This is a genomic window from Bacillus sp. AK124 (genome assembly GCF_053903085.1).
Map to the genome: position 1 here is coordinate 1,888,022 of NZ_CP096378.1, position 26,040 is coordinate 1,914,061.

30 protein-coding genes are annotated in these 26,040 nt (G+C 47.0%); all 30 read left to right on the top strand.

What is annotated here, in order from left to right; genetic code table 11:
- Positions 1-188: 188 nt before the first annotated feature.
- The 30 genes from M1E06_RS09475 to M1E06_RS09620 all read left to right on the top strand — a co-directional run bounded on the left by M1E06_RS09475 (position 189) and on the right by M1E06_RS09620 (position 26,038).
- Complete coding sequence (locus tag M1E06_RS09475) at positions 189-392, top strand: DUF2768 domain-containing protein (RefSeq protein ID WP_020451966.1); 204 nt, start codon at positions 189-191, stop codon at positions 390-392.
- A 22-nt stretch (positions 393-414) separates the two neighbouring features.
- A complete protein-coding gene (locus M1E06_RS09480; protein ID WP_020451965.1) occupies positions 415-1,131 on the top strand; it encodes a hypothetical protein in 717 nt (238 codons plus the stop codon).
- Between the two features lie 201 nt (positions 1,132-1,332).
- Positions 1,333-2,811, top strand: coding sequence for a stage IV sporulation protein A (gene spoIVA, locus M1E06_RS09485; RefSeq protein WP_020451964.1), 1,479 nt, complete (start codon positions 1,333-1,335; stop codon positions 2,809-2,811).
- Between the two features lie 417 nt (positions 2,812-3,228).
- Entirely contained in the window at positions 3,229-3,507 is a 279-nt protein-coding gene (gene hbs / locus M1E06_RS09490; RefSeq protein WP_003183006.1) for a non-specific DNA-binding protein Hbs, read from the top strand.
- 209 nt (positions 3,508-3,716) lie between these two features.
- Positions 3,717-4,286 carry a GTP cyclohydrolase I FolE gene (folE, locus tag M1E06_RS09495; protein WP_020451963.1) on the top strand — a complete coding sequence of 190 codons (570 nt, stop codon included), beginning with the start codon at positions 3,717-3,719 and terminating at the stop codon, positions 4,284-4,286.
- Positions 4,287-4,313: 27 nt separating this feature from the next.
- The gene (mtrB, locus tag M1E06_RS09500) at positions 4,314-4,544 is read left to right on the top strand and encodes a trp RNA-binding attenuation protein MtrB (RefSeq protein ID WP_023857455.1); all 231 of its coding nucleotides are present in this window, start codon (positions 4,314-4,316) and stop codon (positions 4,542-4,544) included.
- A 143-nt stretch (positions 4,545-4,687) separates the two neighbouring features.
- Positions 4,688-5,464, top strand: a complete 777-nt coding sequence (locus M1E06_RS09505) for a heptaprenyl diphosphate synthase component 1 (protein WP_023857454.1) — start codon at positions 4,688-4,690, stop codon at positions 5,462-5,464.
- A gap of 2 nt (positions 5,465-5,466) precedes the next feature.
- Entirely contained in the window at positions 5,467-6,165 is a 699-nt protein-coding gene (locus M1E06_RS09510) for a demethylmenaquinone methyltransferase (RefSeq protein WP_020451960.1), read from the top strand.
- Positions 6,166-6,194: 29 nt separating this feature from the next.
- Entirely contained in the window at positions 6,195-7,157 is a 963-nt protein-coding gene (hepT, locus tag M1E06_RS09515; protein WP_020451959.1) for a heptaprenyl diphosphate synthase component II, read from the top strand.
- A gap of 124 nt (positions 7,158-7,281) precedes the next feature.
- A complete protein-coding gene (ndk, locus tag M1E06_RS09520) occupies positions 7,282-7,728 on the top strand; it encodes a nucleoside-diphosphate kinase (protein ID WP_026579377.1) in 447 nt (148 codons plus the stop codon).
- Between the two features lie 140 nt (positions 7,729-7,868).
- A complete protein-coding gene (locus tag M1E06_RS09525) occupies positions 7,869-8,636 on the top strand; it encodes a CheR family methyltransferase (protein ID WP_020451958.1) in 768 nt (255 codons plus the stop codon).
- 71 nt (positions 8,637-8,707) lie between these two features.
- Positions 8,708-9,880: a chorismate synthase gene (aroC, locus tag M1E06_RS09530; RefSeq protein WP_025811222.1), complete on the top strand. Its 1,173-nt coding sequence runs from the start codon at positions 8,708-8,710 to the stop codon at positions 9,878-9,880.
- Positions 9,880-10,968, top strand: a complete 1,089-nt coding sequence (gene aroB, locus M1E06_RS09535) for a 3-dehydroquinate synthase (RefSeq protein WP_035338513.1) — start codon at positions 9,880-9,882, stop codon at positions 10,966-10,968. Before aroC ends, aroB begins: the two co-directional genes overlap by 1 nt.
- Complete coding sequence (gene aroH, locus M1E06_RS09540; protein WP_023857449.1) at positions 10,965-11,348, top strand: chorismate mutase; 384 nt, start codon at positions 10,965-10,967, stop codon at positions 11,346-11,348. Before aroB ends, aroH begins: the two co-directional genes overlap by 4 nt.
- A gap of 247 nt (positions 11,349-11,595) precedes the next feature.
- A complete protein-coding gene (trpE, locus tag M1E06_RS09545; protein WP_023857448.1) occupies positions 11,596-13,143 on the top strand; it encodes an anthranilate synthase component I in 1,548 nt (515 codons plus the stop codon).
- Positions 13,115-14,131: an anthranilate phosphoribosyltransferase gene (gene trpD, locus M1E06_RS09550; RefSeq protein WP_035338514.1), complete on the top strand. Its 1,017-nt coding sequence runs from the start codon at positions 13,115-13,117 to the stop codon at positions 14,129-14,131. The genes trpE and trpD overlap by 29 nt, the downstream gene beginning before the upstream one ends.
- Positions 14,124-14,882, top strand: coding sequence for an indole-3-glycerol phosphate synthase TrpC (trpC, locus tag M1E06_RS09555; RefSeq protein WP_023857446.1), 759 nt, complete (start codon positions 14,124-14,126; stop codon positions 14,880-14,882). Before trpD ends, trpC begins: the two co-directional genes overlap by 8 nt.
- Positions 14,882-15,538: a phosphoribosylanthranilate isomerase gene (locus tag M1E06_RS09560; RefSeq protein ID WP_023857445.1), complete on the top strand. Its 657-nt coding sequence runs from the start codon at positions 14,882-14,884 to the stop codon at positions 15,536-15,538. The genes trpC and M1E06_RS09560 overlap by 1 nt, the downstream gene beginning before the upstream one ends.
- Positions 15,519-16,745, top strand: coding sequence for a tryptophan synthase subunit beta (gene trpB, locus M1E06_RS09565; protein ID WP_023857444.1), 1,227 nt, complete (start codon positions 15,519-15,521; stop codon positions 16,743-16,745). The genes M1E06_RS09560 and trpB overlap by 20 nt, the downstream gene beginning before the upstream one ends.
- Entirely contained in the window at positions 16,714-17,517 is an 804-nt protein-coding gene (gene trpA / locus M1E06_RS09570; protein ID WP_026579384.1) for a tryptophan synthase subunit alpha, read from the top strand. Before trpB ends, trpA begins: the two co-directional genes overlap by 32 nt.
- Positions 17,518-17,526: 9 nt before the next feature.
- A complete protein-coding gene (gene hisC / locus M1E06_RS09575; protein ID WP_020451948.1) occupies positions 17,527-18,612 on the top strand; it encodes a histidinol-phosphate transaminase in 1,086 nt (361 codons plus the stop codon).
- Positions 18,613-18,666: 54 nt separating this feature from the next.
- Positions 18,667-19,782, top strand: a complete 1,116-nt coding sequence (locus M1E06_RS09580; RefSeq protein WP_020451947.1) for a prephenate dehydrogenase — start codon at positions 18,667-18,669, stop codon at positions 19,780-19,782.
- Positions 19,783-19,792: 10 nt separating this feature from the next.
- Entirely contained in the window at positions 19,793-21,079 is a 1,287-nt protein-coding gene (gene aroA / locus M1E06_RS09585) for a 3-phosphoshikimate 1-carboxyvinyltransferase (RefSeq protein WP_023857440.1), read from the top strand.
- A 232-nt stretch (positions 21,080-21,311) separates the two neighbouring features.
- Positions 21,312-22,586, top strand: a complete 1,275-nt coding sequence (locus M1E06_RS09590) for a tetratricopeptide repeat protein (RefSeq protein WP_035338515.1) — start codon at positions 21,312-21,314, stop codon at positions 22,584-22,586.
- 68 nt (positions 22,587-22,654) lie between these two features.
- Entirely contained in the window at positions 22,655-23,194 is a 540-nt protein-coding gene (locus tag M1E06_RS09595; protein ID WP_020451944.1) for a ReoY family proteolytic degradation factor, read from the top strand.
- An 82-nt stretch (positions 23,195-23,276) separates the two neighbouring features.
- Positions 23,277-23,723, top strand: coding sequence for a YpiF family protein (locus M1E06_RS09600; protein WP_025811228.1), 447 nt, complete (start codon positions 23,277-23,279; stop codon positions 23,721-23,723).
- Between the two features lie 146 nt (positions 23,724-23,869).
- Entirely contained in the window at positions 23,870-24,376 is a 507-nt protein-coding gene (locus M1E06_RS09605) for a QcrA and Rieske domain-containing protein (protein WP_003182954.1), read from the top strand.
- Positions 24,377-24,378: 2 nt separating this feature from the next.
- The gene (gene qcrB, locus M1E06_RS09610) at positions 24,379-25,053 is read left to right on the top strand and encodes a menaquinol-cytochrome c reductase cytochrome b subunit (RefSeq protein ID WP_003182952.1); all 675 of its coding nucleotides are present in this window, start codon (positions 24,379-24,381) and stop codon (positions 25,051-25,053) included.
- Positions 25,054-25,085: 32 nt separating this feature from the next.
- A complete protein-coding gene (locus M1E06_RS09615) occupies positions 25,086-25,853 on the top strand; it encodes a menaquinol-cytochrome c reductase cytochrome b/c subunit (protein ID WP_020451942.1) in 768 nt (255 codons plus the stop codon).
- 35 nt (positions 25,854-25,888) lie between these two features.
- The gene (locus tag M1E06_RS09620) at positions 25,889-26,038 is read left to right on the top strand and encodes a hypothetical protein (RefSeq protein ID WP_164468298.1); all 150 of its coding nucleotides are present in this window, start codon (positions 25,889-25,891) and stop codon (positions 26,036-26,038) included.
- Positions 26,039-26,040 lie beyond the last annotated feature (2 nt).

Genomic DNA, 26,040 nt, shown 5'->3' on the forward strand with positions numbered 1-26,040 from the left:
TCTTACCAATTGGGTTATATAGTCACAATCGTTATGCCTGAAGCAAAGCCCCCCTCTTTGCTTCAGGTTTTTTTTTGCGGTTTTTTCCGTTTCGAAATATTGGAAAAGCTGTTGAACTTCTGGTTTTTCTTATATAAAATGAAATATAACGCTTACATCACAAGAAAAGGTAGAAGGAGGGCTTCAATGTGAATGTCGGTCTGTTAAAAATGTGGTTTGCTTTGGGATCAATGGGCCTGATGTTCTTAGCGGTGATTGCCATATACATAAGCAGATATAAATTTAAAAACCGTTTTTTAAAAGTGCTCACGTCGTTCGTCGCCTATACATGTATGCTCATCTCCGGCGTGATCGTCTTTTTTGTCGTCTTCAGCGGTCCCGTCAACGAATAAAGCATAAAAAAGGAAGATTCATATGAAAATCGTAAACGCACTGCTTGTTACTGTATTGACCGCAATCATGCTAAGCGGCTGTTTGTACCCTGAAGAAAGAAAGGCGAAAAACAGCGTGCCGTATCAGCACCAGCTCAAAGAAGTGCAGGCGGCCGTTGATGAATTCAGGGAGGCGACGGGAGGGCTTCTGCCGATTAAGACAAGGGATATGAGCGTTCCAATCTATCAAAAATACCCTATCGATTTTAACAGGCTGTCCCCCCGGTATATGGCTGAGCCGCCGGGTACTTCCTATGAAAGCGGCGGAGAGTACTTGTACGTTCTTGTCGATGTAGAAAAAAAGCCGACGGTCAAGCTCATTGATATAAAAATGTCGGAAATGATCAGAGAGCTAAAGCTTCGGGTCGAAATGTATAAAGATCAGCACAAGTATCCACCGTATAAAAAAGTCGTATCCAATCACTTATTCATGCTTGACCATGAAAAGCTCGGACTGAAAGAGGCGCCTTCTGTCACGAGTCCGCTTTCCGGCACCTCTCTGCCGCTTCTCGTCGATGAAAAAGGCGACATTCAAGTGGATTACCGAGTGGATTTGGCCAACCTGATAAAGCGGTCGAAAAAAACGGTAAAGCCGGGTGAGGAAATTCAGGATTTGATGTGGAAAGAGACGCCTTTTGTTCCGGCGTTTTCGGTAAAGTATACAGTGAATGACAAACAGGAACCTGTTTTTCTCGAATAGAATATCGGTCAAAATGCAAGTATCAGTCATGAACCTTTCTCCTCAGCATACAATGAGGAGAAAGGTTTTTTCATGCATGCCGAAAAAATTTCCCTAAGCTGTCATATTGAAATAGGACAACGTCATACACTATAGTGTCCTGTTTTTGATTGATGAAGAAGTAAAAAATTGAAAAGGATTGGAAGTCCGGGAGGGGATCACTTGGAAAAGGTCGATATTTTCAAGGATATCGCTGAACGAACAGGAGGCGATATATACTTAGGTGTCGTAGGAGCTGTACGTACAGGAAAATCTACGTTTATTAAAAAATTTATGGAGCTAGTGGTGCTCCCGAATATCAACAATGAAGCAGACCGGGCGCGCGCACAAGATGAGCTCCCCCAAAGTGCCGCTGGCAAAACCATTATGACAACTGAACCGAAGTTTGTTCCGAATCAGGCAATGTCAGTTCATGTCAGTGACGGACTCGATGTGAATATAAGGCTTGTCGACTGTGTCGGCTATACTGTACCCGGAGCAAAGGGATACGAGGATGAAAACGGGCCGAGAATGATCAACACTCCTTGGTATGAAGAGCCGATTCCGTTTCACGAAGCTGCCGAAATCGGCACGAGAAAAGTCATCCAGGAACACTCCACCATCGGTGTTGTGATTACGACTGACGGCACGATTGGAGAAATCGCCAGACAGGATTATATCGAGGCTGAAGAACGGGTGATCGATGAATTAAAAGAGGTTGGAAAACCATTTATCATGGTCATCAATTCCGTAAGGCCGTACCATCCGGAAACGGAAGCGCTCAGGCAAGAGCTGATGGAGAAATACGACATTCCGGTGCTGGCGATGAGCGTTGAAAGCATGAGGGAAGCGGACGTTCTGAGCGTTCTCAGAGAAGCGCTTTACGAATTCCCTGTACTCGAAGTCAACGTCAATCTTCCGAGCTGGGTCATGGTATTAAAAGAGAATCATTGGCTCAGGGAAAACTATCAAGATTCCGTTAAAGAAACCGTCAAAGATATTAAAAGACTGAGAGATGTCGACCGCGTCGTCGGACACTTCAGCGAATTTGATTTTATCGAGCGCGCCAGCCTCGCCGGAATAGAAATGGGCCAGGGGATCGCCGAAATCGATTTGTACGCGCCGGATTACCTGTACGATGAAATTTTGAGGGAAGTCGTCGGCGTTGAAATCAGAGGAAAGGATCACCTCCTTCAGCTCATGCAGGATTTTGCCCATGCCAAGACCGAATATGATCAAGTATCAGATGCGTTGAAAATGGTGAAACAAACCGGTTATGGAATCGCTGCTCCCGCATTAACCGATATGAGCCTTGATGAACCGGAAATCATCAGGCAGGGGTCAAGATTCGGAGTCCGCCTGAAAGCGGTGGCGCCGTCGATTCATATGATCAAAGTCGATGTGGAGAGCGAGTTTGCGCCAATCATCGGAACAGAGAAGCAGAGCGAAGAGCTTGTCCGCTATTTAATGCAGGACTTTGAGGATGATCCGCTGTCAATCTGGAATTCCGACATTTTCGGAAGGAGCCTGAGCTCCATCGTCAGAGAAGGGATTCAGGCGAAGCTGTCCCTCATGCCTGAAAATGCAAGATATAAGCTGAAGGAGACGCTCGAGCGCATCATCAATGAAGGATCAGGCGGCTTGATTGCGATCATCTTATAAAAGGGAAGGCCTCTTATCATACGGGAGGTCTTTTTTTCATGCCTGAAACAGGATGAACAGGCGCCGTGAAAGGGATTGAGACGGCAGGGGCAAGCGGCTGGAAATATAGGAAAGATTATGATTAAAAAAGGAAAAACAGGAATATTTGTTCGTTTCATTCTGCTTAAACCTTGACGAATAAGGGATCATCGCTTTAAAATGCTTGATATGGTTATTCAGATGTGTTAATCTACATACAGAAAATCTTCACTTTACTGGACAAACGTTCCTCTCAAAGTGAAATTTTCACTGAAAGCCGTGAAATGCCTTTTCTATATTTATTTGAAATTTCTGTTCAAACAGGTATAGAAACAGGTTGAACTGTGAAGAAATGATGATAATCTATTGTTTGATACCTTTTGGGAGGAGGTGAAAGGCATGAACAAGACAGAACTAATCAATGCGGTTGCAGAAGCAAGCGAACTATCTAAAAAAGACGCTACTAAAGCAGTTGATTCTGTTTTTGATACAATTTTAGATGCACTTAAAAACGGTGAAAAAATTCAATTGATCGGTTTTGGTAACTTTGAGGTTCGTGAGCGCTCAGCTCGTAAAGGACGCAATCCTCAAACAGGTGAAGAAATCGAAATCCCTGCAAGCAAAGTACCTGCTTTCAAACCAGGTAAAGCGCTTAAAGACGCTGTAGCAGGAAAATAATTGTATGTATATATGCCGTTTTCGCGCGTAATACATACCATGTTGTTTCTTCACAGGAAAGCCCCTTTTCAAAGGGGCTTTTCATAATTTTAAGGCTTTTTTTCAGACGGAAAACATTTTGCCAGCAAAAAACCTTTCATTTTGCTTTTATAAGCTGAAGTGTGCTAGAATCTGAATTAAATGTATGCGTTTCTGGAGGATATAAAACAATGAGAGAAATCAACAAAGAACAAATTGAACAAGCTGTCCGGCAAATATTGGAGGCGATCGGAGAAGATCCGAACCGTGAAGGCCTTCTTGATACACCGAAAAGAGTCGCGAAAATGTACGCCGAAGTATTTGCAGGGTTAAACGAAGATCCGAAAGAGCATTTCAAAACGATTTTCGGCGAGGATCACGAAGAGCTTGTTCTTGTTAAAGATATTCCCTTTTATTCAATGTGTGAGCACCATTTAGTCCCTTTCTACGGGAAAGCCCATGTAGCTTATATCCCTAAAGGGGGAAAAGTGACAGGGCTCAGCAAATTGGCGAGAGCCGTTGAAGCGGTGGCAAAGCGCCCGCAGCTGCAGGAGCGGATTACGTCAACAATCGCCGACAGCATTGTTGAAACGCTGACTCCGCACGGTGTCATGGTTGTTGTTGAAGCCGAGCACATGTGCATGACGATGCGCGGCGTGAAAAAGCCGGGTTCAAAAACTGTCACTTCAGCCGTAAGAGGAACGTTTAGACAAGATGTAGCCGCTCGCTCTGAGGTGTTGGAGCTTATCAAAACATCATGATTAAAAATGAGAAGGTGTGCGATGAACATGACCAATAATCAATCGAATGATTTTGTCGTTATCAAAGCCGTCGAAGACGGCGTCAACGTGATCGGCCTGACGAGAGGCACGGACACAAGATTTCATCATTCAGAAAAGCTTGATAAAGGAGAGGTGATGATCTGCCAGTTTACCGAGCACACCTCTGCGATCAAGATCCGGGGCGAGGCCCTGATTCAGACGGCAAACGGCGAGATGAAAAGCGAGTCGAAAAAATAGATAGCCGGCCTTTTATGGCCGTTTGCGTGGCATAAGACAATATCTTTCAACATATTATGGTATAATTAAACTTTCTCCGCTCAAAAAAGATACATAATCAATCAAAAAGAAAAACTGCGAATTTTGGGACAAGGGTGATATCTTTGCAAGACATCTACGGACAATTATCTTATTTGAAAATCAAGCTGAATCAAAAGCTTTCACATCCATATTTGGCGAAGCATTTGACTGCGCCGAAAGTTGATGAGGATAAGCTGTTTCTTTTCTACGCTCTGTTTGAGGAAACGGATTTAAAAGAAGCTGACAAGGAAAGTTACATCTTAACGGCGATGCTTGTTCAAACAGCCCTTGATACCCATGATGAAGTCACGACCGCAGCTTCAATTAAGCAGGACGACTATAAAAACCGCCAGCTGACCGTATTGGCCGGTGATTATTTCAGCGGCATGTACTACTCGCTGTTATCGGGTATGAAGGATATTTATATGATTCGGACGCTCGCTGCGGCCATCAAAGAAATAAACGAACATAAAATCAGGATTTACGACCATTCCGCAAAAGATGCGGACAGCCTGAAAAAAAGCGTCAGCATAGTGGAAGCTGCACTTTTTCACCATCTCGCCGACCACTTTTACCTGCCTCACTGGAAAACAGCCGCCAATGACTTTCTTGTGTTTAAAAGGTTTGCGGCCGAAGAAAAAGCTTCAGATTCCCGGCTGCTGGAGACGATCATACAGAAAGAGTTTCCGGAAGACCAGGCTTCATGCGGACAGCTGGCTGCAGCGGCTTATGAAGAAGCCAAGCTTGCGATCAACCAGTCGCTTGCTGCAAAGCCCGCCGTCCAAAAATGGCTTCTGAAACGCCTGCAGGAAATTCGGCCTGAAAAACGAACTTATCATCAGAAAGTGGAAGAAGGGTAATCATGGTGCAGTCAAAAGAACAGCGCGTACACGGCGTGTTTGAAAAGATTTATAAAAATTACGACCAGATGAACTCCGTCATCAGCTTTAAACAGCATAAAAAATGGCGCGACAAAACGATGCAGCTCATGAACGTACCAAAAGGAGCCAAAGCGCTTGACGTCTGCTGCGGGACGGGCGACTGGACAATCGCGCTCGCTGATGCGGCCGGAGAGACAGGGGAAATCAAGGGCCTTGATTTCAGCAAAAACATGCTGAGCATCGCCGAACAAAAGACCGACAGCTACAGCCAGATCGAACTGATCCACGGCAACGCGATGGAACTGCCCTTCCCGGACAATACGTTCGACTATGTCACCATCGGCTTCGGGCTTCGCAATGTTCCCGACTATTTAACCGTATTAAAAGAGATGGCGCGCGTGGTAAAACCCGGCGGCCAGGTTGTATGCCTTGAGACGTCCCAGCCTGAAATGTTCGGGTTCAAACAGCTGTACTTCCTGTACTTCCGTTTTATTATGCCCATGTTTGGAAAGCTCTTTGCCAAAAGCTTTAAGGAGTATTCATGGCTTCAGGAATCGGCCAGGGAATTTCCTGGTATGAAAGAGCTTGCTGCATTGTTTGAAGAGGCTGGATTAGAAAATGTTCAATATCATCCGTTCACAGGCGGCGTAGCGGCTACACATGTCGGCTTGAAGCGATGATGACTACTGAAATACTCGGGTGAATCGATATGAAATTGACAACGTTTTATTCTTTTTTAAATGACGATATTGAATTAATAGAAAAAGAGCTTGAAAAGACCGTGCACTCCGACTATCCATTGCTAAGTGAAGCGAGCCTGCATTTGCTGCAGGCCGGAGGCAAGCGGATTCGTCCTGTGTTTGTCCTGCTTTCCGGCATGTTCGGTGAATACGATATCAACAAAATTAAAAATGTCGCTGTTTCATTGGAATTGATACATATGGCTTCGCTCGTACACGACGATGTCATCGATGATGCGGAGCTTAGAAGGGGACAGCCGACTATCAAAGCGAAGTGGGATAACCGGATTGCAATGTACACAGGTGATTATTTGTTCGCTCGCTCACTTGAAGCGATGACGAAAATAAACGAACCGAAAGCCCACGAAATCTTGTCCAAGGCGATTGTCGAAGTCTGTCTTGGAGAAATTGAACAAATCAAAGATAAATATAATATGGAGCAAAACCTCAGAACCTATTTGCGGAGAATCAGGCGCAAGACAGCCCTTCTGATCGCATCGAGCTGCCAGCTAGGCGCCATTGCTGCCGGCGCGGGTGAAAACATTCATAAAACGTTGTACTGGTTTGGCTATTATGTCGGCATGTCCTATCAAATTATTGATGACATCCTCGATTTCACCTCAAGCGAAAAAGAGCTTGGCAAGCCTGTGGGTAGTGATCTGCTTCAGGGGAATGTCACGCTTCCCGTATTATATGCACGGAAATCGCCTGAATTAAAAGCGCGGCTTATGCTGGTCAACAGTGAAACGACTCCGGAACAGATCAAACCAGTGATCGAAGAACTGAAGAAAACCGATGCTATCGAACAATCGTTCAGAGTCAGCGAAATGTATTTAAATAAGGCTTTCGCACTGCTTGAAACGCTCCCGAAAAACCGGGCGCGGACGGCACTGGGTCAAATTGCGAAATACATCGGTAAACGAAAGTTCTAAAAAAAGACAAATGAGTCGAAAGTATGAATATTCTCCACCCTTTATTGATTAATTGTTTGAAAAATGCTATATTTCTGTTGTAGTGTTGAAAGCCTATACATATTAGCGGGGTGGAGAATCGACTATGGAAAAAACCTTTGTGATGGTAAAACCTGACGGCGTTCAGCGTCAGCTGATCGGCGAAATTTTGTTAAGATTCGAACGTAAGGGCTTACAATTAATCGGAGCCAAGCTGATGAAGGTCTCAGAAGAGACGGCAGGCGAGCATTATAAAGAACATAACGGCAAACCGTTTTTCGGCGAGCTTGTCGACTTTATTACTTCAGGCCCGGTATTCGCCATGGTGTGGGAAGGCGAAGAAGCAATCGCGGTCGCCAGACAGCTGATCGGGAAGACGAACCCTAAGGAAGCGCTCCCAGGAACAATTCGCGGAGACTTCGGCATGTTTGTCGGAAAAAATATCATTCACGGTTCAGATTCTCCTGAAAGTGCAGCACGCGAAATCAACTTGTTTTTTAAAGAAGACGAACTTGTTGAAGACGAGAAGTTAATGAATCAATGGATTTACTAAAAATCAGCTGAAAAGCTGATTTTTTTATATAGATCAGAATGGCTGCCGCCGGGCAGGCTTTTTTCTTTTTAAAGATACAAATTTAAAAGAAAACAAGCTATAATTGTACTCATATCAGCACGACGATTAGGAGAGAAAACATGGACAATTACAGTTTCTTTGTTGATAAATGGAAAAAAATAACTGGTGTGGATTTGGCATTGTACAAAGAGGCGCAAATGAAAAGAAGGCTAACATCTCTTTATGAAAAAAAGGGGTACGGCGATTTCCGCGAATTTGCGCTTGCTTTAGAAAAGAATGAAGCTCTTCTGCAGGAAACGCTGGACAGGATGACGATTAATGTTTCAGAATTTTACAGAAACTATAAGAGGTGGGAGGTTCTCGAAAAAACCATCCTCCCACTCTTAAAGCCTGCGAAAACATTGAAAGTATGGAGTGCGGCATGTTCAACCGGTGAAGAGCCGTATACATTATCGATGATTTTAAGCAGACAGAAAGGCCTCTCAGACTATCAGATCATCGCAACAGATATCGATGACAAAGTTCTTGCGAAAGCGAAAGAAGGCGTGTATCAGGAAAGATCTCTGCAGGAAGTGCCGAAAGAGATAAAGGAACTTTATTTTACGCAAGACGGAAACCGATTTGCCGTCAAAGACGAGATCAAGAAAAACATTCGCTTTCAAAAACACAATTTACTGGCTGATGCATATGAGAAAGATTTTGATATCATCGTATGCCGCAATGTTCTCATATATTTTACAGAGGAAGCAAAAGAGAAGATCTATCATAAGTTCAGCGGCAGTTTGAAGAATAATGGAGTTTTGTTTGTCGGAAGCACGGAACAGATCTTCAATCCGGAAAAATACGGTTTTCAATCGACAGATACGTTTTTCTATCAAAAAAGTTAGCTGACTTTTTATAAAAGGTTATGTTATAGTTTTACTTAAAAGCGTTAATGTGATGAAGGGAGAACGAAAGCATGAGGTATTTAACAGCCGGTGAATCTCACGGTCCGCAGCTTACGACAATTATCGAAGGAGTCCCAGCAGGGCTTTATATCACAAAAGAAGACATTGATTACGAGCTTCAAAGACGTCAAAAAGGCCACGGCCGCGGACGCCGGATGCAAATCGAAAAAGATCAGGCACGGATCACAAGCGGTGTAAGGCACGGGCGTTCTCTTGGATCGCCGATCGCTCTCGTCGTCGAAAACAACGACTGGAAACACTGGACGAAAATCATGGGATCAGAGCCGATCACGGCTGAAGAAGAAAGCGAAATGAAACGACAGATTTCAAGGCCAAGACCGGGTCACGCTGATTTGAACGGCGCGATCAAATACGGGCACAGAGATATGCGCAACGTGCTTGAACGTTCATCTGCCAGAGAAACGACCGTCCGTGTGGCGGCAGGAGCCGTCGCCAAAAAGATCCTTTCCCAGCTCGGCATCCAAGTGGCCGGCCACGTGCTGGAGATCGGCGGAGTAAAAGCCGAAAAAACAAATTATGAATCTATCGAAGACTTGAAAAAAGTAACCGAAGAGTCTCCTGTCAGATGCTATGACGAAGAAGCGGGCAGAAAAATGATGGACGCGATCGATGAAGCAAAAGCAAATGGCGATTCGATCGGCGGAATCGTCGAGGTGATTGTTGAAGGGGTGCCGGTAGGAGTCGGCAGCTATGTCCATTACGACCGCAAACTCGACAGCAAGCTGGCTGCCGCCGTGCTGAGCATCAATGCTTTTAAAGGTGTTGAATTCGGCATCGGCTTTGAAGCTGCACGCAAAAACGGCAGTGAAGTCCATGACGAAATCATTTGGGACGAAGAAAAAGGCTATACGCGCGCTACAAACCGTCTCGGCGGCCTTGAAGGCGGGATGACAACGGGAATGCCGATTGTCGTCAGAGGCGTGATGAAGCCGATTCCAACGTTGTACAAACCGCTCAAAAGCGTTGATATCGAGACGAAAGAACCGTTTACAGCAAGCATCGAGCGTTCTGATTCCTGCGCTGTCCCTGCCGCAAGCGTAGTGGCTGAAGCGGTTGTTGCATGGGAAATCGCCAAGGCGATCGTCGAGCAGTTTGGCGTTGACCAAATGGACCGGATCGCTGAAAATGTTGAGAAAATGAGAAAGCTTGCGAGGGAGTTTTAATGAAATCACTTCAAATCGAAACCGCTTCTTTGTCCTACCCGGTGTTCATCGGGGGAGGCATTAGAAAAAACGCGGCAGAGCTCTTGTCATCCTTGAACCTTCCGATGACGAAAGTGCTATTGATCACCGACGAAGAAGTTGATAAACACTATGGAGAAGAACTGTTCGGCCTTCTCCGCAGCAAATGGCCCGTCAAAAAGGTTGCGGTGCCAAGCGGTGAACAGGCCAAATCAATCGATCTGTTTATGAAGCTCCAGACGGAAGCCATTCAATTTCACCTTGACCGTTCGTCATGCATTGTGGCGCTGGGAGGCGGCGTTGTCGGCGATCTTGCAGGGTTCGTCGCTTCAACTTTTATGAGGGGCATCGATTATGTGCAATTCCCAACGACTCTGCTGTCTCATGATAGCGCGGTCGGAGGGAAAGTTGCCATTAATCATCCGCTCGGAAAAAACTTAATCGGCGCTTTTCATCAGCCGAAGGCGGTGGTTTATGATACCGAATGCTTGAGCACGCTTTCTGAAAAAGAAATGCGTTCAGGTCTTGCGGAAGTCATTAAGCACGCATTTATCCGTGATGAATCTTTCTTGAACGAATTGCTTAAAATTGATTCAATTAAAGCGATTACGACCGGCCAGCTCAGTGAAATGGTGTACAAAGGCATTTCGATTAAAGCGGAAGTTGTCTCACAAGACGAGCGCGAACAGGGAATCAGGGCCTATCTGAATTTTGGGCACACGCTTGGCCACGCCGTTGAAGCCGAATACGGCTACGGAGAGATGACCCATGGCGACGCTGTCGCTTTAGGCATGCAATTTGCTTTGTTTGTCAGCGAGAAGGTGTTGAATTGTCCTGTTGACCGCACAAAAATCGCCGCCTGGCTGAAAAATCTCGGCTATCCGGAAAGCGTAAAACGCGAAGTTTCAACAGAAGCTCTCATCAATCGAATGATGAACGATAAAAAAACACGCAGAGGTATCATTCAGTTTGTTCTGCTGGATAAGATCGGCAGTGTGCGGCTGCACTCCTTTAAAGCCGATGAAATTGAACGATGGCTGAATATGTGGAGATTGGAGGGAGGCAAATGATGATGCGCGGAATTCGGGGAGCGACGACAGTTGACCAGGATACAGAAAAAGACATTACGGAGCGGACGAAGCAGCTGATCGGAAAAATGATCGATGAAAATCAACTCAAACCTGAGCAAGTTGTGCAGATCTTCATTTCTGCCACTTCCGATATTCACGCTGCTTTTCCCGCAAAGGTCGTCAGAACGTTTGACGGCTGGCAGCATGTGCCCGTCATGTGCATGCAGGAAATGGATGTTGAACACGCCCTTAAAAAATGCATCAGAGTGATGATGACGGTTCAGACGGATATGCGGCAGGATGAAGTCCGCCACGTTTATTTAGAAAATGCCGTAACGCTCAGACCTGATTTATCATTGACAAAAAATACTGAATTGTAATACGATTGTAGAAACCTTGAAATACACAGGAGTGTGTATGGGGTTTTAGTTTAGAAAAGCTGAGTATGAGACTAGGGTAGATTGAGAATGAGCTGAGATGAGCTGAGTTGAGACAAAACGTTTATTCATTCTACCCAAAAGACGCTGTTCTTTTGGGTTTGTTTCGTTTTCCCCTCTTCAATTCAATCATTTGTCCTCTAAAGGCCTTCTTCTCATTCTCTCCGCCTGAATAAGGAGTGAGAGATTGTTGAGTCTGCAAACCGATTTTGCCTCTTTTTCAGAGGATACTTCACACTTTAAAACAATACCGATAATTGAGAGTTTTTCCGTCGATACGCTGACGCCCGTTCAATTGGTCGAGAAGCTGCAGGAAAACATCGTGTATTTGCTGGAAAGCCAGGATGAAACCTCTGCATGGTCAAGATATTCTTTCATCGGTCTGGATCCCTTTTTGACGATCAAAGAAGAATGCGGCCGGTTTCACGCCTGCGATCAAAAGCAGAAAAAGCTTTATTCAGCTTCACAGTTAAAAGAAATTCTCGAATGGATGTCGGAGACATATTCGATCAAAGCGCCTGAGCTCGACATCCCGTTTACAGGGGGAGCGGTCGGCTATTTAAGCTATGATTTAATGCCGCTCATTGAACCGTCCGTCAAAGGGCACAGCAAAGAAACGGAGATGGAAAAATGTCTCCTGTTTGTCTGCCGGACGATGATCGCCTATGATCACGAGCTGAAAAAGCTGCATTTCATCCACTATGCAAGGCTTGAAGGCAGTGAAACAAGGGAGGAGAAACAGCGCATTTTTAAAAAGGGGAAAGAAGAGCTCAAACAGCTTACACACAGGCTGTCAGGCCGGAAAACGACGAAAGAGCTGTTTCTCCCGCAAGGACGGCACACGGCCCCCAGCTTTAAAGGGGTTCAATCAACATATGAGAAATCCCGGTTTTTGGCCGATGTCAATCGCTTGAAAGAGTACATTAAAGCGGGAGACATTTTTCAAGGCGTCCTTTCGCAAAGGTTCGATATTCCGGTGAAGGTCAGTTCTTTTGAGTTATACAGAGTGCTGAGAATGGTCAACCCATCCCCGTACATGTACTACATGAAGCTTCCTGACCGCGATCTCGTCGGAAGCTCGCCTGAACGCCTGATCCATGTTCAAAACGGTCATCTTGAAATTCATCCGATTGCCGGCACGAGGAAAAGAGGCGGTGATCAGGCTGAAGATAAGCGGCTCGAAAAAGATCTTTTGGCTGATGAGAAAGAAAAAGCGGAGCACTACATGCTCGTCGATTTGGCGAGAAATGATATCGGCAGAGTAGCTGAGTACGGATCTGTCCAAGTGCCCGAGTTTACGAAAATCGTTTCCTTTTCACACGTCATGCACATCATTTCGATCGTAACCGGCTCGTTAAAAGCGGGCGTTCATCCGGTAGACGCTTTAATGAGCGCATTTCCGGCCGGAACTTTGACCGGCGCTCCGAAAATCCGCGCGATTCAGCTTTTAAATGAACTTGAGCCCGAACCGAGGGAAACATATGGGGGATGCATTGCTTATATCGGATTTGACGGAAATATCGATTCATGCATCACGATCCGGACGATGAGCGTGAAAAACGGAGTGGCGTCCATCCAGGCCGGAGCAGGCATCGTAGCCGACTCCGTGCCTGAAAAAGAGTGGGAAGAGACCTGCAATAAAGCGGGGGCTCTGTTAAAAACGATTCAAATCGCTGAAGAAATGTTTCTCGAAAAGGGGGAGGACGGCAATGAACGAACTGCTGAAATCATGCGTTAATGGAGGAACAATGAATGAAACCGAGGCACACAGCATCATGCGTGACATGATGACCGGCTCGCTGAGCGCCGCGGAAATTGGAGGCCTCCTGTCCGTTCTCGCCTACAGGGGAGAAACGGCTGAAGAGATTGCGGGATTTGTCAAAGCCATGCGGGAGCAGGCGCAAACAATAAACGGGCCGGAAGATGTTGTTGATACGTGCGGAACCGGAGGAGACGGAAGCTCAACCTTCAACATTTCCACAGCGGCGGCGATCATCGCTTCATCAGCCGGGGCAAAAATTGCCAAACACGGTAATCGTTCCGTTTCTTCAAAAAGCGGGAGCGCTGATGTTCTCGAATATCTTGGCGTTTCAATTCAGACGTCGCCTGAAGAAACGATTCAGAGCATTGAACGCCGCAATATGGGATTCCTCTATGCGCCAAGCTATCACTCTTCCATGAAGCACGTGGCCGGCGCAAGGAAGGATTTGGCTTTTAGAACCGTATTCAATCTGCTCGGCCCGCTCAGCAATCCAATGAAAGCCAAGCGCCAGGTGATCGGCGTCTACTCGATTGAAAAAGCAAAGCTCATGGCCCGCGCACTTGAAGCGTTTGAACCGGAACACGTATTGTTTGTATCGAGCCGGGACGGTCTTGATGAACTGTCGATCACATCGCCGACAGATGTGATTGAACTGAAAGGCGGCAAAACATACGAATACACCGTTGAGCCTGGCGATGTCGGTCTGCCGTTCGGCAGGATAAGCGACATTCAGGTGGCGACGCCTGAAGAAAGCGGCCGTCTCATCGTCGATATTTTGAAAAACCGCGCTCCGGATTCGGCTGTTCATATCGCAGCGTTTAATGCCGGAGCCGCTTTATACGTCGCAGAACAGGCACCGGGTTTAAAAGAAGGCGTTGCACTCGCTTTAGAAGCTGTTGCAAGCGGTGAGGCGCTTGATCAGCTGGAACGATTAAAACAGAAAGAGGAAGAGTTGTATGCTTAATCAAATTATTGATAGAAAACGAGAAGACATTCTGAAAATCGAACTGCCGGAAGATTTGAAGCTGCCAAAGCGGTCATTTAAAAAGGCGCTTCTTTCTCCTAACCGGTTTGTCGCTTTAATTGCGGAGGTGAAAAAAGCTTCACCGTCAAAAGGTGTGATTCAGGAAAACTTTGAGCCCGTAAAAATCGCTAAACAGTACGAACAGGCTAAAGCCGACTGTTTGTCTGTTCTGACAGATACACCTTTTTTTCAAGGGAAGAACAGTTATTTGTCAGATGTGAAACGCTCGGTTTCGCTGCCAGTACTGCGCAAGGATTTTATCATTGATTCCATTCAGGTTGAAGAAGCGGACCGCATCGGAGCGGATGCGATCCTGCTGATCGGAGAAGCGCTTGAACCGCAAAAGCTGTTTGACCTCTATCAGCAAGCTGCTGAAAAAGGTATGGATGTGCTTGTCGAAGTTCATGGCGAAGAGACGCTTGAAGGTATTTTAAATGTCTTTACACCCGAAATCATCGGCGTAAACAATCGAAATCTAAAAACCTTTGAAACATCCGTCGGGCAAACGGAGCGTATGGCAAAACTCGTTCCGTCAGGGAGCGTTCTTATCAGCGAAAGCGGCATCGGACAATCGGAAGACCTCGCTTTTGTAAAAGCGTGCGGAGCCCGGGCTGTGCTAGTCGGCGAATCGTTAATGAGAGAGCCGTCACAGCTGAAGGCTGTCCATGCGTTATTCGGAGAGAACGGATGATGGAGAAACCGGGCTTAAAATATTGCGGGATTCATTCATTGGAAGATTTAAAGGTGACAGCCCGCTCGAAAGCCGATTACCTCGGATTTATTTTCGCCGAAAGCAGACGGTCGGCAGACCCGGAGGATGTGAAACGCTGGTGTGGCAAAACGGATACAGCGGGTAAAAAGCTTGTCGGCGTCTTTGTTAATGAAAATATTTGCAGAATAGCAGAAATCGTAAAAGATGCCGGTTTGGACGTGATCCAGCTTCACGGAGATGAAACAGAGGCAGACATCAAGCGGCTGAAAAGCATGACAGACTGCGAGATTTGGAAGGCGCTCCACCATGGGGATGATACCGTTCAGCGCATGGCATCTTTCGCACCTTACATCGACGGGTATGTCATCGACTCGTCTGTTAAAGGGCTCAGAGGAGGAACGGGCGTTTCGTTTTCGTGGGACAGCGTTCCGATGTATAAAGATGCAGCGCAAAGAGAAAGAAAGCGACTGTTTATCGCCGGGGGCGTGAACCCGGACACAATCGTGGATCTTTTAAAGCGGCGCCCGCCGGGAATCGACCTGGCAAGCGGAATTGAAGAAAGAGGCAGGAAAAGCGAAAAGCTGATCGGCCTTTTAGAAGAAAGGATGTTCGAACATGTATTCATATCCGAATGAACAAGGCAGGTTTGGTGATTTTGGCGGGAAATTCGTGCCGGAAACACTCATGCAGCCTTTGGAAGAAATCGAAAAAGCGTTTCTTGAACTGAAAGACGACCCCTCGTTTCAAAAGGATTATCAAAAGCTTTTAAAAGACTACTCAGGCAGGCCGACGGCTTTGACGTTCGCTGACCGGCTCACAAAGCAGCTGGGCGGAGCGAAGATTTATTTAAAAAGAGAAGATTTAAACCATACAGGCGCCCACAAAATCAACAATGCCCTCGGCCAGGCTCTGTTGGCCAAGAAAATGGGGAAAACAAAGCTCATCGCTGAAACCGGCGCAGGGCAGCACGGCGTGGCTGCGGCGACTGTCGCTGCAAAGTTCGGCTTGTCATGCATTGTCTTTATGGGTGAAGAAGATGTTGCCAGACAATCGCTGAACGTGTTCCGGATGAAGCTCTTGGGAGCGGAGGTCGTTCCGGTGTCAAGCGGAAACGGGACATTAAAAGATGCTACAAACGAGGCGATCCGTTACTGGGTTCAGCATTGCCAGGATCATTTTTACATGATCGGTTCCGTCGTCGGGCCGCACCCGTATCCTTATATCGTCCGTGAATTTCAACGGATGATCGGCGAAGAGGCGAAAGCGCAGTTTTATCAATTGGAGCAAAGCCTCCCCGATAAAGTTGTCGCCTGTGTCGGAGGCGGAAGCAATGCGATCGGGATGTTCAGCGCATTCATTGAAGAAACTGTTGAACTGATCGGAGTCGAAGCTGCGGGAAAAGGTGTCGACACCCCCCTTCACGCGGCAACGATCACAAAGGGTACAAAAGGCGTTATCCACGGTTCTTTGACCTACTTGATTCAAGACGAGTACGGACAGATCATTGAGCCTTATTCCATCTCAGCAGGACTTGATTATCCGGGGGTCGGCCCCGAGCACGCTCATCTTCATCAAACAGGGCGCGTCACATATGAATCTGTCACTGATGATGAAGCGGTCTCGGCATTAAGGCTGCTGACAGAGACAGAAGGCATTTTGCCGGCTATTGAATCCGCCCATGCATTGGCAAAAGCATTTGACATCGCTAAAGAACTGCCGAGAGAGAAAAGTGTTCTCGTCTGCCTTTCAGGCAGGGGAGACAAAGACGTCCATACCTTGATGAAGGTGTTGGAAGAAGAGGTGAATCAAGATGTTCAATCTGAAAAAACAGCCGTCCGATAAGTTATTTGTTCCGTTTATTACAGCGGGAGACCCGCTGCCTGAAATCTCGATCGAGCTGGCGAAATCCCTTCAAGAGGCGGGGGCGTCCGCCCTTGAACTCGGGGTTCCGTATTCTGATCCGCTCGCTGACGGCCCGGTGATTCAGCGCGCGTCCAAAAGGGCGCTTGACAACGACATGAACATCGTAAAAGCGATCAGGCTTGGCGGTGAAATGAAAAAAAACGGCGTCCATATTCCGATTATTCTCTTTACGTATTATAATCCTGTGTTACAATTAGATACAGATCACTTTTTCGCTTTACTGCGACAAAATCGGCTAGACGGACTCCTTGTACCGGACCTTCCTTTTGAGGAAAGTGTATATTTGCAGCAGCAGTGTAAAAAACACGGGATTACCTATATTTCGCTGGTCGCGCCGACAAGCGAATCGCGCATTCAAAAAATAACGCAGCAAGCGGAAGGTTTTGTGTATTGCGTTTCTTCGCTCGGTGTGACAGGTGTGCGCAATGAATTCGAAGATTCTGTTTCTTCATTTATCAGGTCAGTTAAAGGAATGAGCTCCGTCCCGGTTGCCGTTGGGTTTGGGATTTCCAGCTCCAAACAAGTGGAGATGATGAATGAACTGGCGGACGGCGTTGTCGTGGGAAGCGCCCTTGTCAGAAAGATCGAAGAGCTGAAAGACGAACTCATCGCCCCTGAGACAAGGGAACAAGCCTTAAAGGCGTTTGAGGCATACGCTAAGACATTTAGCGGATCGTACATGGTAAAATGAGGTGACAGAATGTTGCAAATTAAAGAACAGTTAAAACAATTAACGCCTTACAAGCCGGGCAAACCGATTGAAGAGGTCAAAAAAGAATTCAACCTCGACCGGGTCGTCAAGCTCGCTTCAAATGAAAATCCTTACGGCTGTTCGGAAGCGGCAAAAGCAGCGCTCCAGACCGAAGTGCAGCAAATGGCTCTCTATCCTGACGGCTATAGTGCGGCATTAAGAACAAAGCTTGCCTCCCATCTCGGCGTAAACGAAACGAACATCATCCTTGGAAACGGAACGGACGAAGTCATTCAAATTATTTCCCGCTCTTTGTTGGATCCTGCATCAAACACTGTAATGGCGAATCCGACATTTTCACAATACAAGCACAATGCTGTCATCGAAGGAGCGGAAGTCAGGGAAATCGGCCTGCTTGAAAACGGCTGCCACGACTTGGATGCAATGCTGGAGGCGATCGATGAACAGACGAAGGTTGTCTGGGTTTGCAGTCCGAACAATCCGACCGGAACGTATGAATCCAGCCGCAACCTGATCCGTTTTCTTGAAAAAGTCCCGGAACATGTCCTTGCTGTCGTCGATGAAGCTTATTACGAATACGTAACGGCTCAAGACTACCCTGAGACCATTCCGCTTTTGGAACGCTTTTCGAACTTGATGATTCTCAGGACGTTTTCAAAAGCTTACGGTTTAGCGTCTTTGAGGGTCGGCTACGGGATTGCCTCTGAACAGCTGATTCAGGCGGTTGAGCCGGCGAGACAGCCGTTTAATACAAACCGGCTCGGCCAGGCTGCCGCGCTTGCCGCGCTGGGCGATCAGGCATTTATCGACGATTGCGTGAGAAAAAACAATGAAGGGCTCAAACAGTACTACGATTTCTGTGATGAGCACGGGCTAAATTACTATCCTTCACAAACGAACTTTGTGCTGATCGATTTTAAACGGAATGCAGACGAACTTTTCATGGAGCTGCTGAAAAAAGGCTATATCGTCAGATCGGGGAATGCGCTCGGCTTTCCGACATTCCTTAGAATATCGGTCGGTACGAAGGAACAGAACGAAGGCTTGTTGAAAACGTTAGCCGGCATGTTGTAAGAGGTGATGATTCAGTCACCTCTTTAGTCTATTGATGAACTTAGGTGATAAAAAATGACTCAACCAAATGAAACGATTTTATTGGCCGGTTTGGGCTTAATCGGCGGTTCGATCGCCCTTGCCATCAAAAAGGAACACCCCGGCAAACGGATCATCGGGTTTGACGTGTCAGAAGAGCAGGCAAGAGCTGCACAAAAGCTTGGCGTTATTGATGCTCCGGCTGTTTCTTTTTTAGAAGGGGTGAAAGAAGCATCAACCGTTTTTTTAGCGGCGCCGGTCGAACAGACGCTTCACATGCTTGATGAACTTGCCGCTTCAGGCATCAGAAAAAAGCTGCTCATTACAGATGTCGGCAGCACGAAACAAAAGGTCGTCACCTATGCCGAGAAAGTGCTGCCGGATGAATACAGGTTTATCGGGGGCCATCCGATGGCCGGATCGCATAAATCGGGCGTCGCAGCCGCCAAAGACTTCCTTTTCGAGAACGCGTTTTACATTTTGACGCCTTCCGGCTCCGCCGGCAAAGAAGCGGTTGCTTCCTTAAAAGATCTGCTCAAAGGAACAAATGCAAAGTTTGTGGAAATGTCTCCGGCTGAACACGACGCCGTTACAAGCGTGATCAGCCACTTTCCGCACGTCGTAGCGGCCAGTCTCGTCCACCAGACCGTCAAATTCGAAGATCATTATCCGCTCGTCAAGCGTTTTGCCGCAGGGGGCTTCCGCGATATTACGAGAATTGCCTCAAGCAGCCCGGCGATGTGGCGCGATATTCTTTTGCACAATAAAGATAAAATATTGGAACGGTTTGACGAATGGAAATTTGAGCTGGACAGAATCCAGTCTTTTATCGAAAATGAAGATGCAGACGGGCTGTTTGAATTTTTTCGGCAAGCCAAGGAATACCGCGACGGTCTGCCTTTGCGGCAAAAAGGCGCGATTCCTTCCTTTTACGATCTTTATGTCGATGTCCCCGACCATCCCGGGGTCATCTCGGAAATTACGGCGATTCTCGCTGACGAGAAAATCAGCATTACGAACATCCGGATTATTGAAACAAGGGAAGACATAAACGGTGTTCTCAGAATCAGCTTTCAATCCGATGAAGATCGAAAACGCGCCGAAAAATGCATTCAAACCCGTGCAAAATATGAAACATTTTATGCTGATTGAGGTGGAACACATGAAAAGAGGAAAAATCAGTTCACTAAAAGGAGAGCTTCATATTCCGGGAGATAAATCCATCTCTCATCGCTCTGTTATGTTCGGAGCCATAGCAGAAGGGAAAACGGTCATCAAAAACTTTTTGCCAGGAGCTGACTGCTTGAGCACGATCGCCTGCTTTCGGAAAATGGGTGTGGAAATCGAACAGAATGGCAGTGATGTCACCGTCCTCGGCAAAGGGCTCGATCAGCTGGCTGAACCTGCGGAACTCCTTGACGTGGGGAATTCCGGAACGACGATCAGGCTGATGCTCGGCATTTTGGCGGGACGCCCGTTTCACAGTACAGTCGCCGGCGATGAGAGCATCGCCAAAAGGCCGATGAAGCGTGTCACAGAACCGCTTCGAAAAATGGGAGCGAAAATCGACGGCCGCGCCGGAGGGGAATATACACCGCTCTCTGTCCGCGGCGGACATCTGGCAGCGATCGATTTTCAGTCGCCTGTTGCAAGTGCGCAAATCAAATCTGCCGTTTTGCTTGCAGGTCTGCAGGCCGAAGGCGCCACAACGGTGACGGAGCCTCATAAATCAAGAGACCATACGGAACGGATGCTGTCAATGTTCGGTGTCAGCCTTCAGGAAGATGAAACAAGCGTAACAATTGAGGGCGGGCAGCAGTTGAAAGCGGCCGAAGTCTTCGTGCCGGGTGATATTTCATCAGCTGCGTTTTTCCTGGCAGCGGCTTCCCTAGTTCCTGACAGTGAAGTCGTGCTTCGCAATGTCGGACTCAATCCGACCAGGACGGGAATCATCGATGTCTTGAAAGAAATGGGGGCCGATCTTGAAATCGAAGAAAAAAATGCCGGAAACGCCGAGCCGTACGGCGATCTCAGAATCAAAACGTCCTCTTTGAAAGCCGCTGAAATTTCGGGCGATTTGATCCCGCGCCTCATCGATGAAATACCGATCATCGCTCTTCTCGCTACACAGGCTGAAGGAACGACGGTCATCAAAGACGCGGCTGAGCTCAAAGTAAAAGAAACGAACCGAATCGATACCGTCGCCTCAGAGCTGAAAAAAATCGGTGCGAACATCGAGCCGACAGAAGACGGGATGAAGATTCACGGCAGGACGCCTCTTACTGGCGGCGCGAAAGTCTCAAGCCACGGGGACCACCGGATCGGAATGATGCTGGGAATCGCCGCCTGCATCTGCGAGCAGCCGATCGACATTTTACAGCCTGAAGCTGTGAGCGTCTCATATCCTTCGTTTTTTGAACATATTGAAAAGCTTGCAAAGAAAGCCTGAAGCCTTGTGCTCAGGCTTTTTCAGCCCGGAAAATCATGAAAGCCGGGCGTTTGATCATAAAACGAATGTCTCCCGCATAGCTTGTCTTAACAGAATCAATCTGCTTCATACAGGTGTGCGGGCAACATATTTGCCGGAAGCCGCCGCGTGAATTATGATAGTAAGTAACTCACCGTGATATGCCGGCTGATACGGCAGGCGATGAATTGACGAAAGAAAGGGACGTTTAGATTTGAATACTTCGATTCAAGAAGCCATAAAATTAGTTGAAGCAGGCCACCCAGAAAGCGGATTGAAAAAGCTTGCTGATATCGAGTCTGACCTTCATGATGAAGACAAAGCCATAGTAGCTCAGCTGTATTACGAATGGGGCATTGTCGATAAGGCTATCGCCATCGCGAATGATCTCCATGAACTGTATCCGGATGAAACGGAACTGACATGCTTTTATGCCGAACTCCTCATCGAAACCGATCAGGAAGAAAAAGCGCTCAGCGTGCTCGAAACGATTCCGGAAACAGATGAAGCGTACCCGCAGTGCCTGCTTTTAATGGCTGACCTCTATCAGATGCAGGGTCTGTTTGAAGTCAGCGAGCAAAAGCTGTTGAAGGCCCAAGCCATTTTGCCGGATGAGCCGGTTATCGATTTTGCTTTGGGAGAGCTGTATTTCACTCAGGGAGCTTACGGCAAAGCGGTCCGTCAATTCAAAAAAGCGGCCGAAGAAGAAGCCGTCATCGGCGGCGTCAATGTGTACCAAAGGCTGGCGGAATCATTAAGTTCATCCGGCGCGTTTGAAGAAGCGCTTGAATGGTATGAAAAAGCCGTCAAGGAGAACCCGGAGCCCAACACACTGTTCGGGTTTGGTTTTACGGCGCTGAAAGCGGGGTATCCTAAAACTGCGATTAAACAACTGACAGAGCTGAAGGAAATGGATCCTGCTTATTCTTCACTTTACAAGCCTCTGGCAAACAGCTTTGAAGCAGAAGGGCTTTATGAAGAAGCATTTGAAACGGCAAAAGAAGGAATCCGCTTCGATGAATTCAACAAAGAGCTTTATCTTTCCGCTGCAAAAGCAGCCTTAAAAACGAAAAGGCATTCGGAAGCGAAAGAGCTGCTTCGTGAAGCGCTCGCGCTGGACCCCGGATATCTGGAAGCCGTCCATGCCCTGCTTGCGCTGTTTCTTGAAGAAGAAGACGATGAGAGCATTATTGAACTTGTACAGGAAGTCCGCAAATACGGAGAGGATGATCCGAAGTTCAGCTGGCATCTGGCATCGGCATTCGCCCGGACAGAGGCGTACGACAAGGCGCGTGAGGAATATGAGAACGCATTTTTGCACTATCGGGATGACGCCGATTTCCTTTACGAATATTCAATGTTTCTGCTAGAAGAAGGACGGCGGAAAGAAGCGCTGCCTCTGCTGAAAAAACTGGCAGAGCTCGACCCGGCAAACGAGGAAGTCCAGGAGACGATTTTCAGAATCGAAGATGAAAATTCCTTTGAATAAGCAGGATATGATCGGTTTGTGTGGAATTTATAAAGTAATACACAAGATGCGATAGAGGAGGGAATAACATGCAGACCCCTGTTTCTGTCAATGAAAAAAAAGATTTTATCCGCTGGTTTCTCAACCATTATCAGCTGAAACGAAGAGAGTGTGTATGGATTCTGAATTATTTAATGAGCCATGACTCGCTGATGGAAAAAGTGCATTTTGTCGAGCAGGCCGAATTTTGTCCGAGGGGCATTATCATGTCTACCCACTGCGTTGAGGAAGTGCCTTTTCGTTTTTATAAAGAAAATGTCATGACGACCGATGCAGAAAAATCATTTCATGATATCAGGCTGAATAAGCAGCAGGATCTCTTTATCCAGCTGAACTTCCGCTCAGCCTATAATTCTCCGGAATATGCGGCGGTACTCGAAGCCAACCCCCATATTCCGAAAGACCTATATGAAAATGAAAAAGATAAAATTGTCGCTGAACAGATTTTGGAGCATTCCATTTCCACTTTTCAGAGACAAAAGCTGCTGCGGGAAATCGATGAAGCGCTTGACCGCCAAGATAAAGAGAGCTTCGAAAAACTAGCTAAACAACTGAGCCAGCTGCGATAATCCGCTGCCAATCAAGCCTTGCCGAGAGCAAGGCTTGTTCAGCTCCGGAGAAAGCGCTGTCAAAACGAGGAGGCCGGGAGCCGTGAAATGGAATACGCACGATGCGGATATTTACTTGAACGCGAAAGAATACATCGATACAGCTGTCATCCCTTTAATATCGGTTAATTTGGGAGATCAGTTTAAATCGGCCGTATCAAAAGGGGAATTTACGTCTATACTTGCAGAAGAACTTGAAAGGCAGCTGAAGGGCAGAATCTATTTGTTTCCGCCCTGTACATATTTAGATGCGAATGAAAAATCGGCGCAGCATATCGCCGATTTAAAAGAAATGGCCGGAAAACATTTTCGCCACATCGTTTTTTTAACGACGGATGAACGCTGGAAGCAGGTGCTCGAAAGCGAGCAAAAGCTGCTGTGGGTTCCGGCGATTCCTCTCGAACATATGAAGGATTCGTTAAAGCAGAAGCTGCTGGAAGACCAAATTGAGCAAATATTGAACATTTTGTTACAATATTGGAACTCTTAATAAAAACACTTACATTTCCTTTGTATAATGATTTTGGGAATGTTGACCTTCCTAAAATATTGATATATTATGAGGGTGTCCTAGTTTCATGAATTTTTTTCTATTTCAGTTATATTGTAGCTGGGGACTTGAGGGGGGATATGAAGATGAGCGAAAAAAGACATCGGGTATCCAGACGTCAGTTTTTAAACTATACGCTGACCGGAGTCGGCGGCTTTATGGCGGCGGGGATGCTCATGCCTATGGTTCGCTTCGCGCTCGATCCGGTTTTAAGGCCGACTGAAGATCAGGACATGGTTCAGGTTGTCAGCGTTGATGAATTGACAAATGAACCGCAGCGCTTCGATTTTAAAATCAAACAAGTGGATGCCTGGTACGAATCGGAAGAATCGAGATCAGCGTGGGTTTTCAAAAGTGGGGACGAAATTGTAGCTTTATCACCGGTTTGTAAACATTTGGGGTGTACGGTCAACTGGAACAGCGATCCTAAAAATCCGAATAAGTTCTTTTGTCCGTGCCATTACGGACTTTATGAAAAGGATGGTACCAACGTGCCCGGAACTCCGCCGCTTGCTCCTTTGGACCGCTATGAGCAAGAGGTTAAAGACGGCTACCTTTACTTAGGGAAAGCCAAGCCGAGGAAGGATGGGTGATCATGCTAAACAAAATTTATGACTGGGTGGACGAAAGACTTGACATTACGCCGCTCTGGCGGGACATCGCCGATCATGAAGTTCCTGAACACGTGAACCCGGCTCACCATTTTTCAGCTTTCGTGTACTGCTTCGGGGGATTGACGTTTTTCGTTACGGTGATTCAGGTGCTGTCCGGCATGTTTTTGACGATGTATTACGTTCCGGATATTAAAAACGCCTGGGAATCTGTTTATTATTTGCAGAATGAAGTGGCGTTCGGACAGATTGTAAGGGGAATGCACCACTGGGGTGCAAGCTTGGTCATTGTGATGATGTTTCTTCATACGCTCAGGGTTTTCTTCCAGGGGGCCTATAAGAAGCCGAGAGAGCTGAACTGGATTGTCGGCGTTTTGATTTTCTTTGTCATGCTCGGTTTAGGTTTTACAGGCTACCTTTTGCCTTGGGATATGAAAGCTCTGTTTGCGACAAAAGTAGGTTTGCAGATTGCTGAGGCGACGCCGCTGATCGGCTCGGAAATTAAAACGCTGCTTGCCGGTCATCCGGATATTGTCGGCGCTCAGACGTTGACGCGCTTTTTTGCCATACACGTCTTTTTCCTGCCAGCCGCTCTGTTCGGACTGATGGCTGCACACTTTATCATGATTCGCAAGCAAGGAATTTCTGGGCCGCTGTAAGCGAGCGACTCAATTGAGAAGGAGGGGATGGCATGAAAAGGGGAAAAGGGATGAAGTTTGTCGGTGATTCACGGATCCCGGCGGAAAGAAAACCGAATATTCCAAAAGATTATTCCGAATTTCCAGGGAAAACGGAAGCGTTCTGGCCGAATTTCCTGTTGAAAGAATGGATGGTCGGGGCGGTTTTCCTTGTCGGTTTTCTCGTGCTGACCATCGTGCATGAGCCTCCGCTCGAGCGGATGGCAGATCCGACCGATACCGGCTACATACCTTTGCCAGACTGGTATTTTCTATTTCTTTACCAATTGCTGAAATACGAATATGCTGCCGGGCCGTATACGGTGGTCGGCGCAATTATTATCCCGACAATTGCATTCGGAGCGCTATTATTGGCACCGTTTCTTGACAGAGGCCCTGAAAGAAGGCCGTTTAAACGCCCGGTTGCCGTAGGGTTGATGCTTTTGGCAATTTCAGCGACGATTTTCTTAACATGGCAGTCCGTTGTCACCCACGACTGGGCCGCTGCTGAAGAGCAGGGTAAGATCAAGGAAGAGGCCAATATAGATACGAGTGCAGCAGGGTATAAGATTTATCAGGAGCAAGGCTGTATTTCGTGCCATGGAGACAACATGCAGGGAGGAGCGGCAGGCCCGTCTCTCGTTGACAACGGCTTGTCTCCGGAAGAGATTGCGAAAATCGCCAAGGAAGGAAAAGGCGAAATGCCTGCTGGCGTTTTTAAAGGATCTGATAAAGAGCTTAAAGAACTGTCTAAATTCATCTCCGAAACAACGGCGAAATAAAACGGTTGTCAAGTTGATGAAGGCAGGCTATACTCTTGATAGAGCTGAAGCTGACGCCAAGTCAGCCTCTCGGGCTGTCGACGATGTCGATGGCCTTTTCAATTTTGACCGCTGCTGATCGTGAACCGTACGGAAGCCGGAAAGGCCGCTGCTTCTTGGCGCACGTTTCTGCGGTCAGTCTGTGAAG

Bases quoted from the DNA above. Each gene is read 5' to 3' on its own strand.
- M1E06_RS09480 (WP_020451965.1), top strand. From the start codon at position 415: ATGAAAATCGTAAACGCACTGCTTGTTACTGTATTGACCGCAATCATG.
- hbs (WP_003183006.1), top strand. From the start codon at position 3,229: ATGAACAAGACAGAACTAATCAATGCGGTTGCAGAAGCAAGCGAACTA.
- folE (WP_020451963.1), top strand. From the start codon at position 3,717: ATGAGAGAAATCAACAAAGAACAAATTGAACAAGCTGTCCGGCAAATA.
- mtrB (WP_023857455.1), top strand. From the start codon at position 4,314: ATGACCAATAATCAATCGAATGATTTTGTCGTTATCAAAGCCGTCGAA.
- M1E06_RS09510 (WP_020451960.1), top strand. From the start codon at position 5,467: ATGGTGCAGTCAAAAGAACAGCGCGTACACGGCGTGTTTGAAAAGATT.
- hepT (WP_020451959.1), top strand. From the start codon at position 6,195: ATGAAATTGACAACGTTTTATTCTTTTTTAAATGACGATATTGAATTA.
- ndk (WP_026579377.1), top strand. From the start codon at position 7,282: ATGGAAAAAACCTTTGTGATGGTAAAACCTGACGGCGTTCAGCGTCAG.
- M1E06_RS09525 (WP_020451958.1), top strand. From the start codon at position 7,869: ATGGACAATTACAGTTTCTTTGTTGATAAATGGAAAAAAATAACTGGT.
- aroC (WP_025811222.1), top strand. From the start codon at position 8,708: ATGAGGTATTTAACAGCCGGTGAATCTCACGGTCCGCAGCTTACGACA.
- aroB (WP_035338513.1), top strand. From the start codon at position 9,880: ATGAAATCACTTCAAATCGAAACCGCTTCTTTGTCCTACCCGGTGTTC.
- aroH (WP_023857449.1), top strand. From the start codon at position 10,965: ATGATGATGCGCGGAATTCGGGGAGCGACGACAGTTGACCAGGATACA.
- trpD (WP_035338514.1), top strand. From the start codon at position 13,115: ATGAACGAACTGCTGAAATCATGCGTTAATGGAGGAACAATGAATGAA.
- trpC (WP_023857446.1), top strand. From the start codon at position 14,124: ATGCTTAATCAAATTATTGATAGAAAACGAGAAGACATTCTGAAAATC.
- M1E06_RS09560 (WP_023857445.1), top strand. From the start codon at position 14,882: ATGGAGAAACCGGGCTTAAAATATTGCGGGATTCATTCATTGGAAGAT.
- trpB (WP_023857444.1), top strand. From the start codon at position 15,519: ATGTATTCATATCCGAATGAACAAGGCAGGTTTGGTGATTTTGGCGGG.
- trpA (WP_026579384.1), top strand. From the start codon at position 16,714: ATGTTCAATCTGAAAAAACAGCCGTCCGATAAGTTATTTGTTCCGTTT.
- hisC (WP_020451948.1), top strand. From the start codon at position 17,527: ATGTTGCAAATTAAAGAACAGTTAAAACAATTAACGCCTTACAAGCCG.
- M1E06_RS09580 (WP_020451947.1), top strand. From the start codon at position 18,667: ATGACTCAACCAAATGAAACGATTTTATTGGCCGGTTTGGGCTTAATC.
- aroA (WP_023857440.1), top strand. From the start codon at position 19,793: ATGAAAAGAGGAAAAATCAGTTCACTAAAAGGAGAGCTTCATATTCCG.
- M1E06_RS09595 (WP_020451944.1), top strand. From the start codon at position 22,655: ATGCAGACCCCTGTTTCTGTCAATGAAAAAAAAGATTTTATCCGCTGG.
- M1E06_RS09605 (WP_003182954.1), top strand. From the start codon at position 23,870: ATGAGCGAAAAAAGACATCGGGTATCCAGACGTCAGTTTTTAAACTAT.
- qcrB (WP_003182952.1), top strand. From the start codon at position 24,379: ATGCTAAACAAAATTTATGACTGGGTGGACGAAAGACTTGACATTACG.
- M1E06_RS09615 (WP_020451942.1), top strand. From the start codon at position 25,086: ATGAAAAGGGGAAAAGGGATGAAGTTTGTCGGTGATTCACGGATCCCG.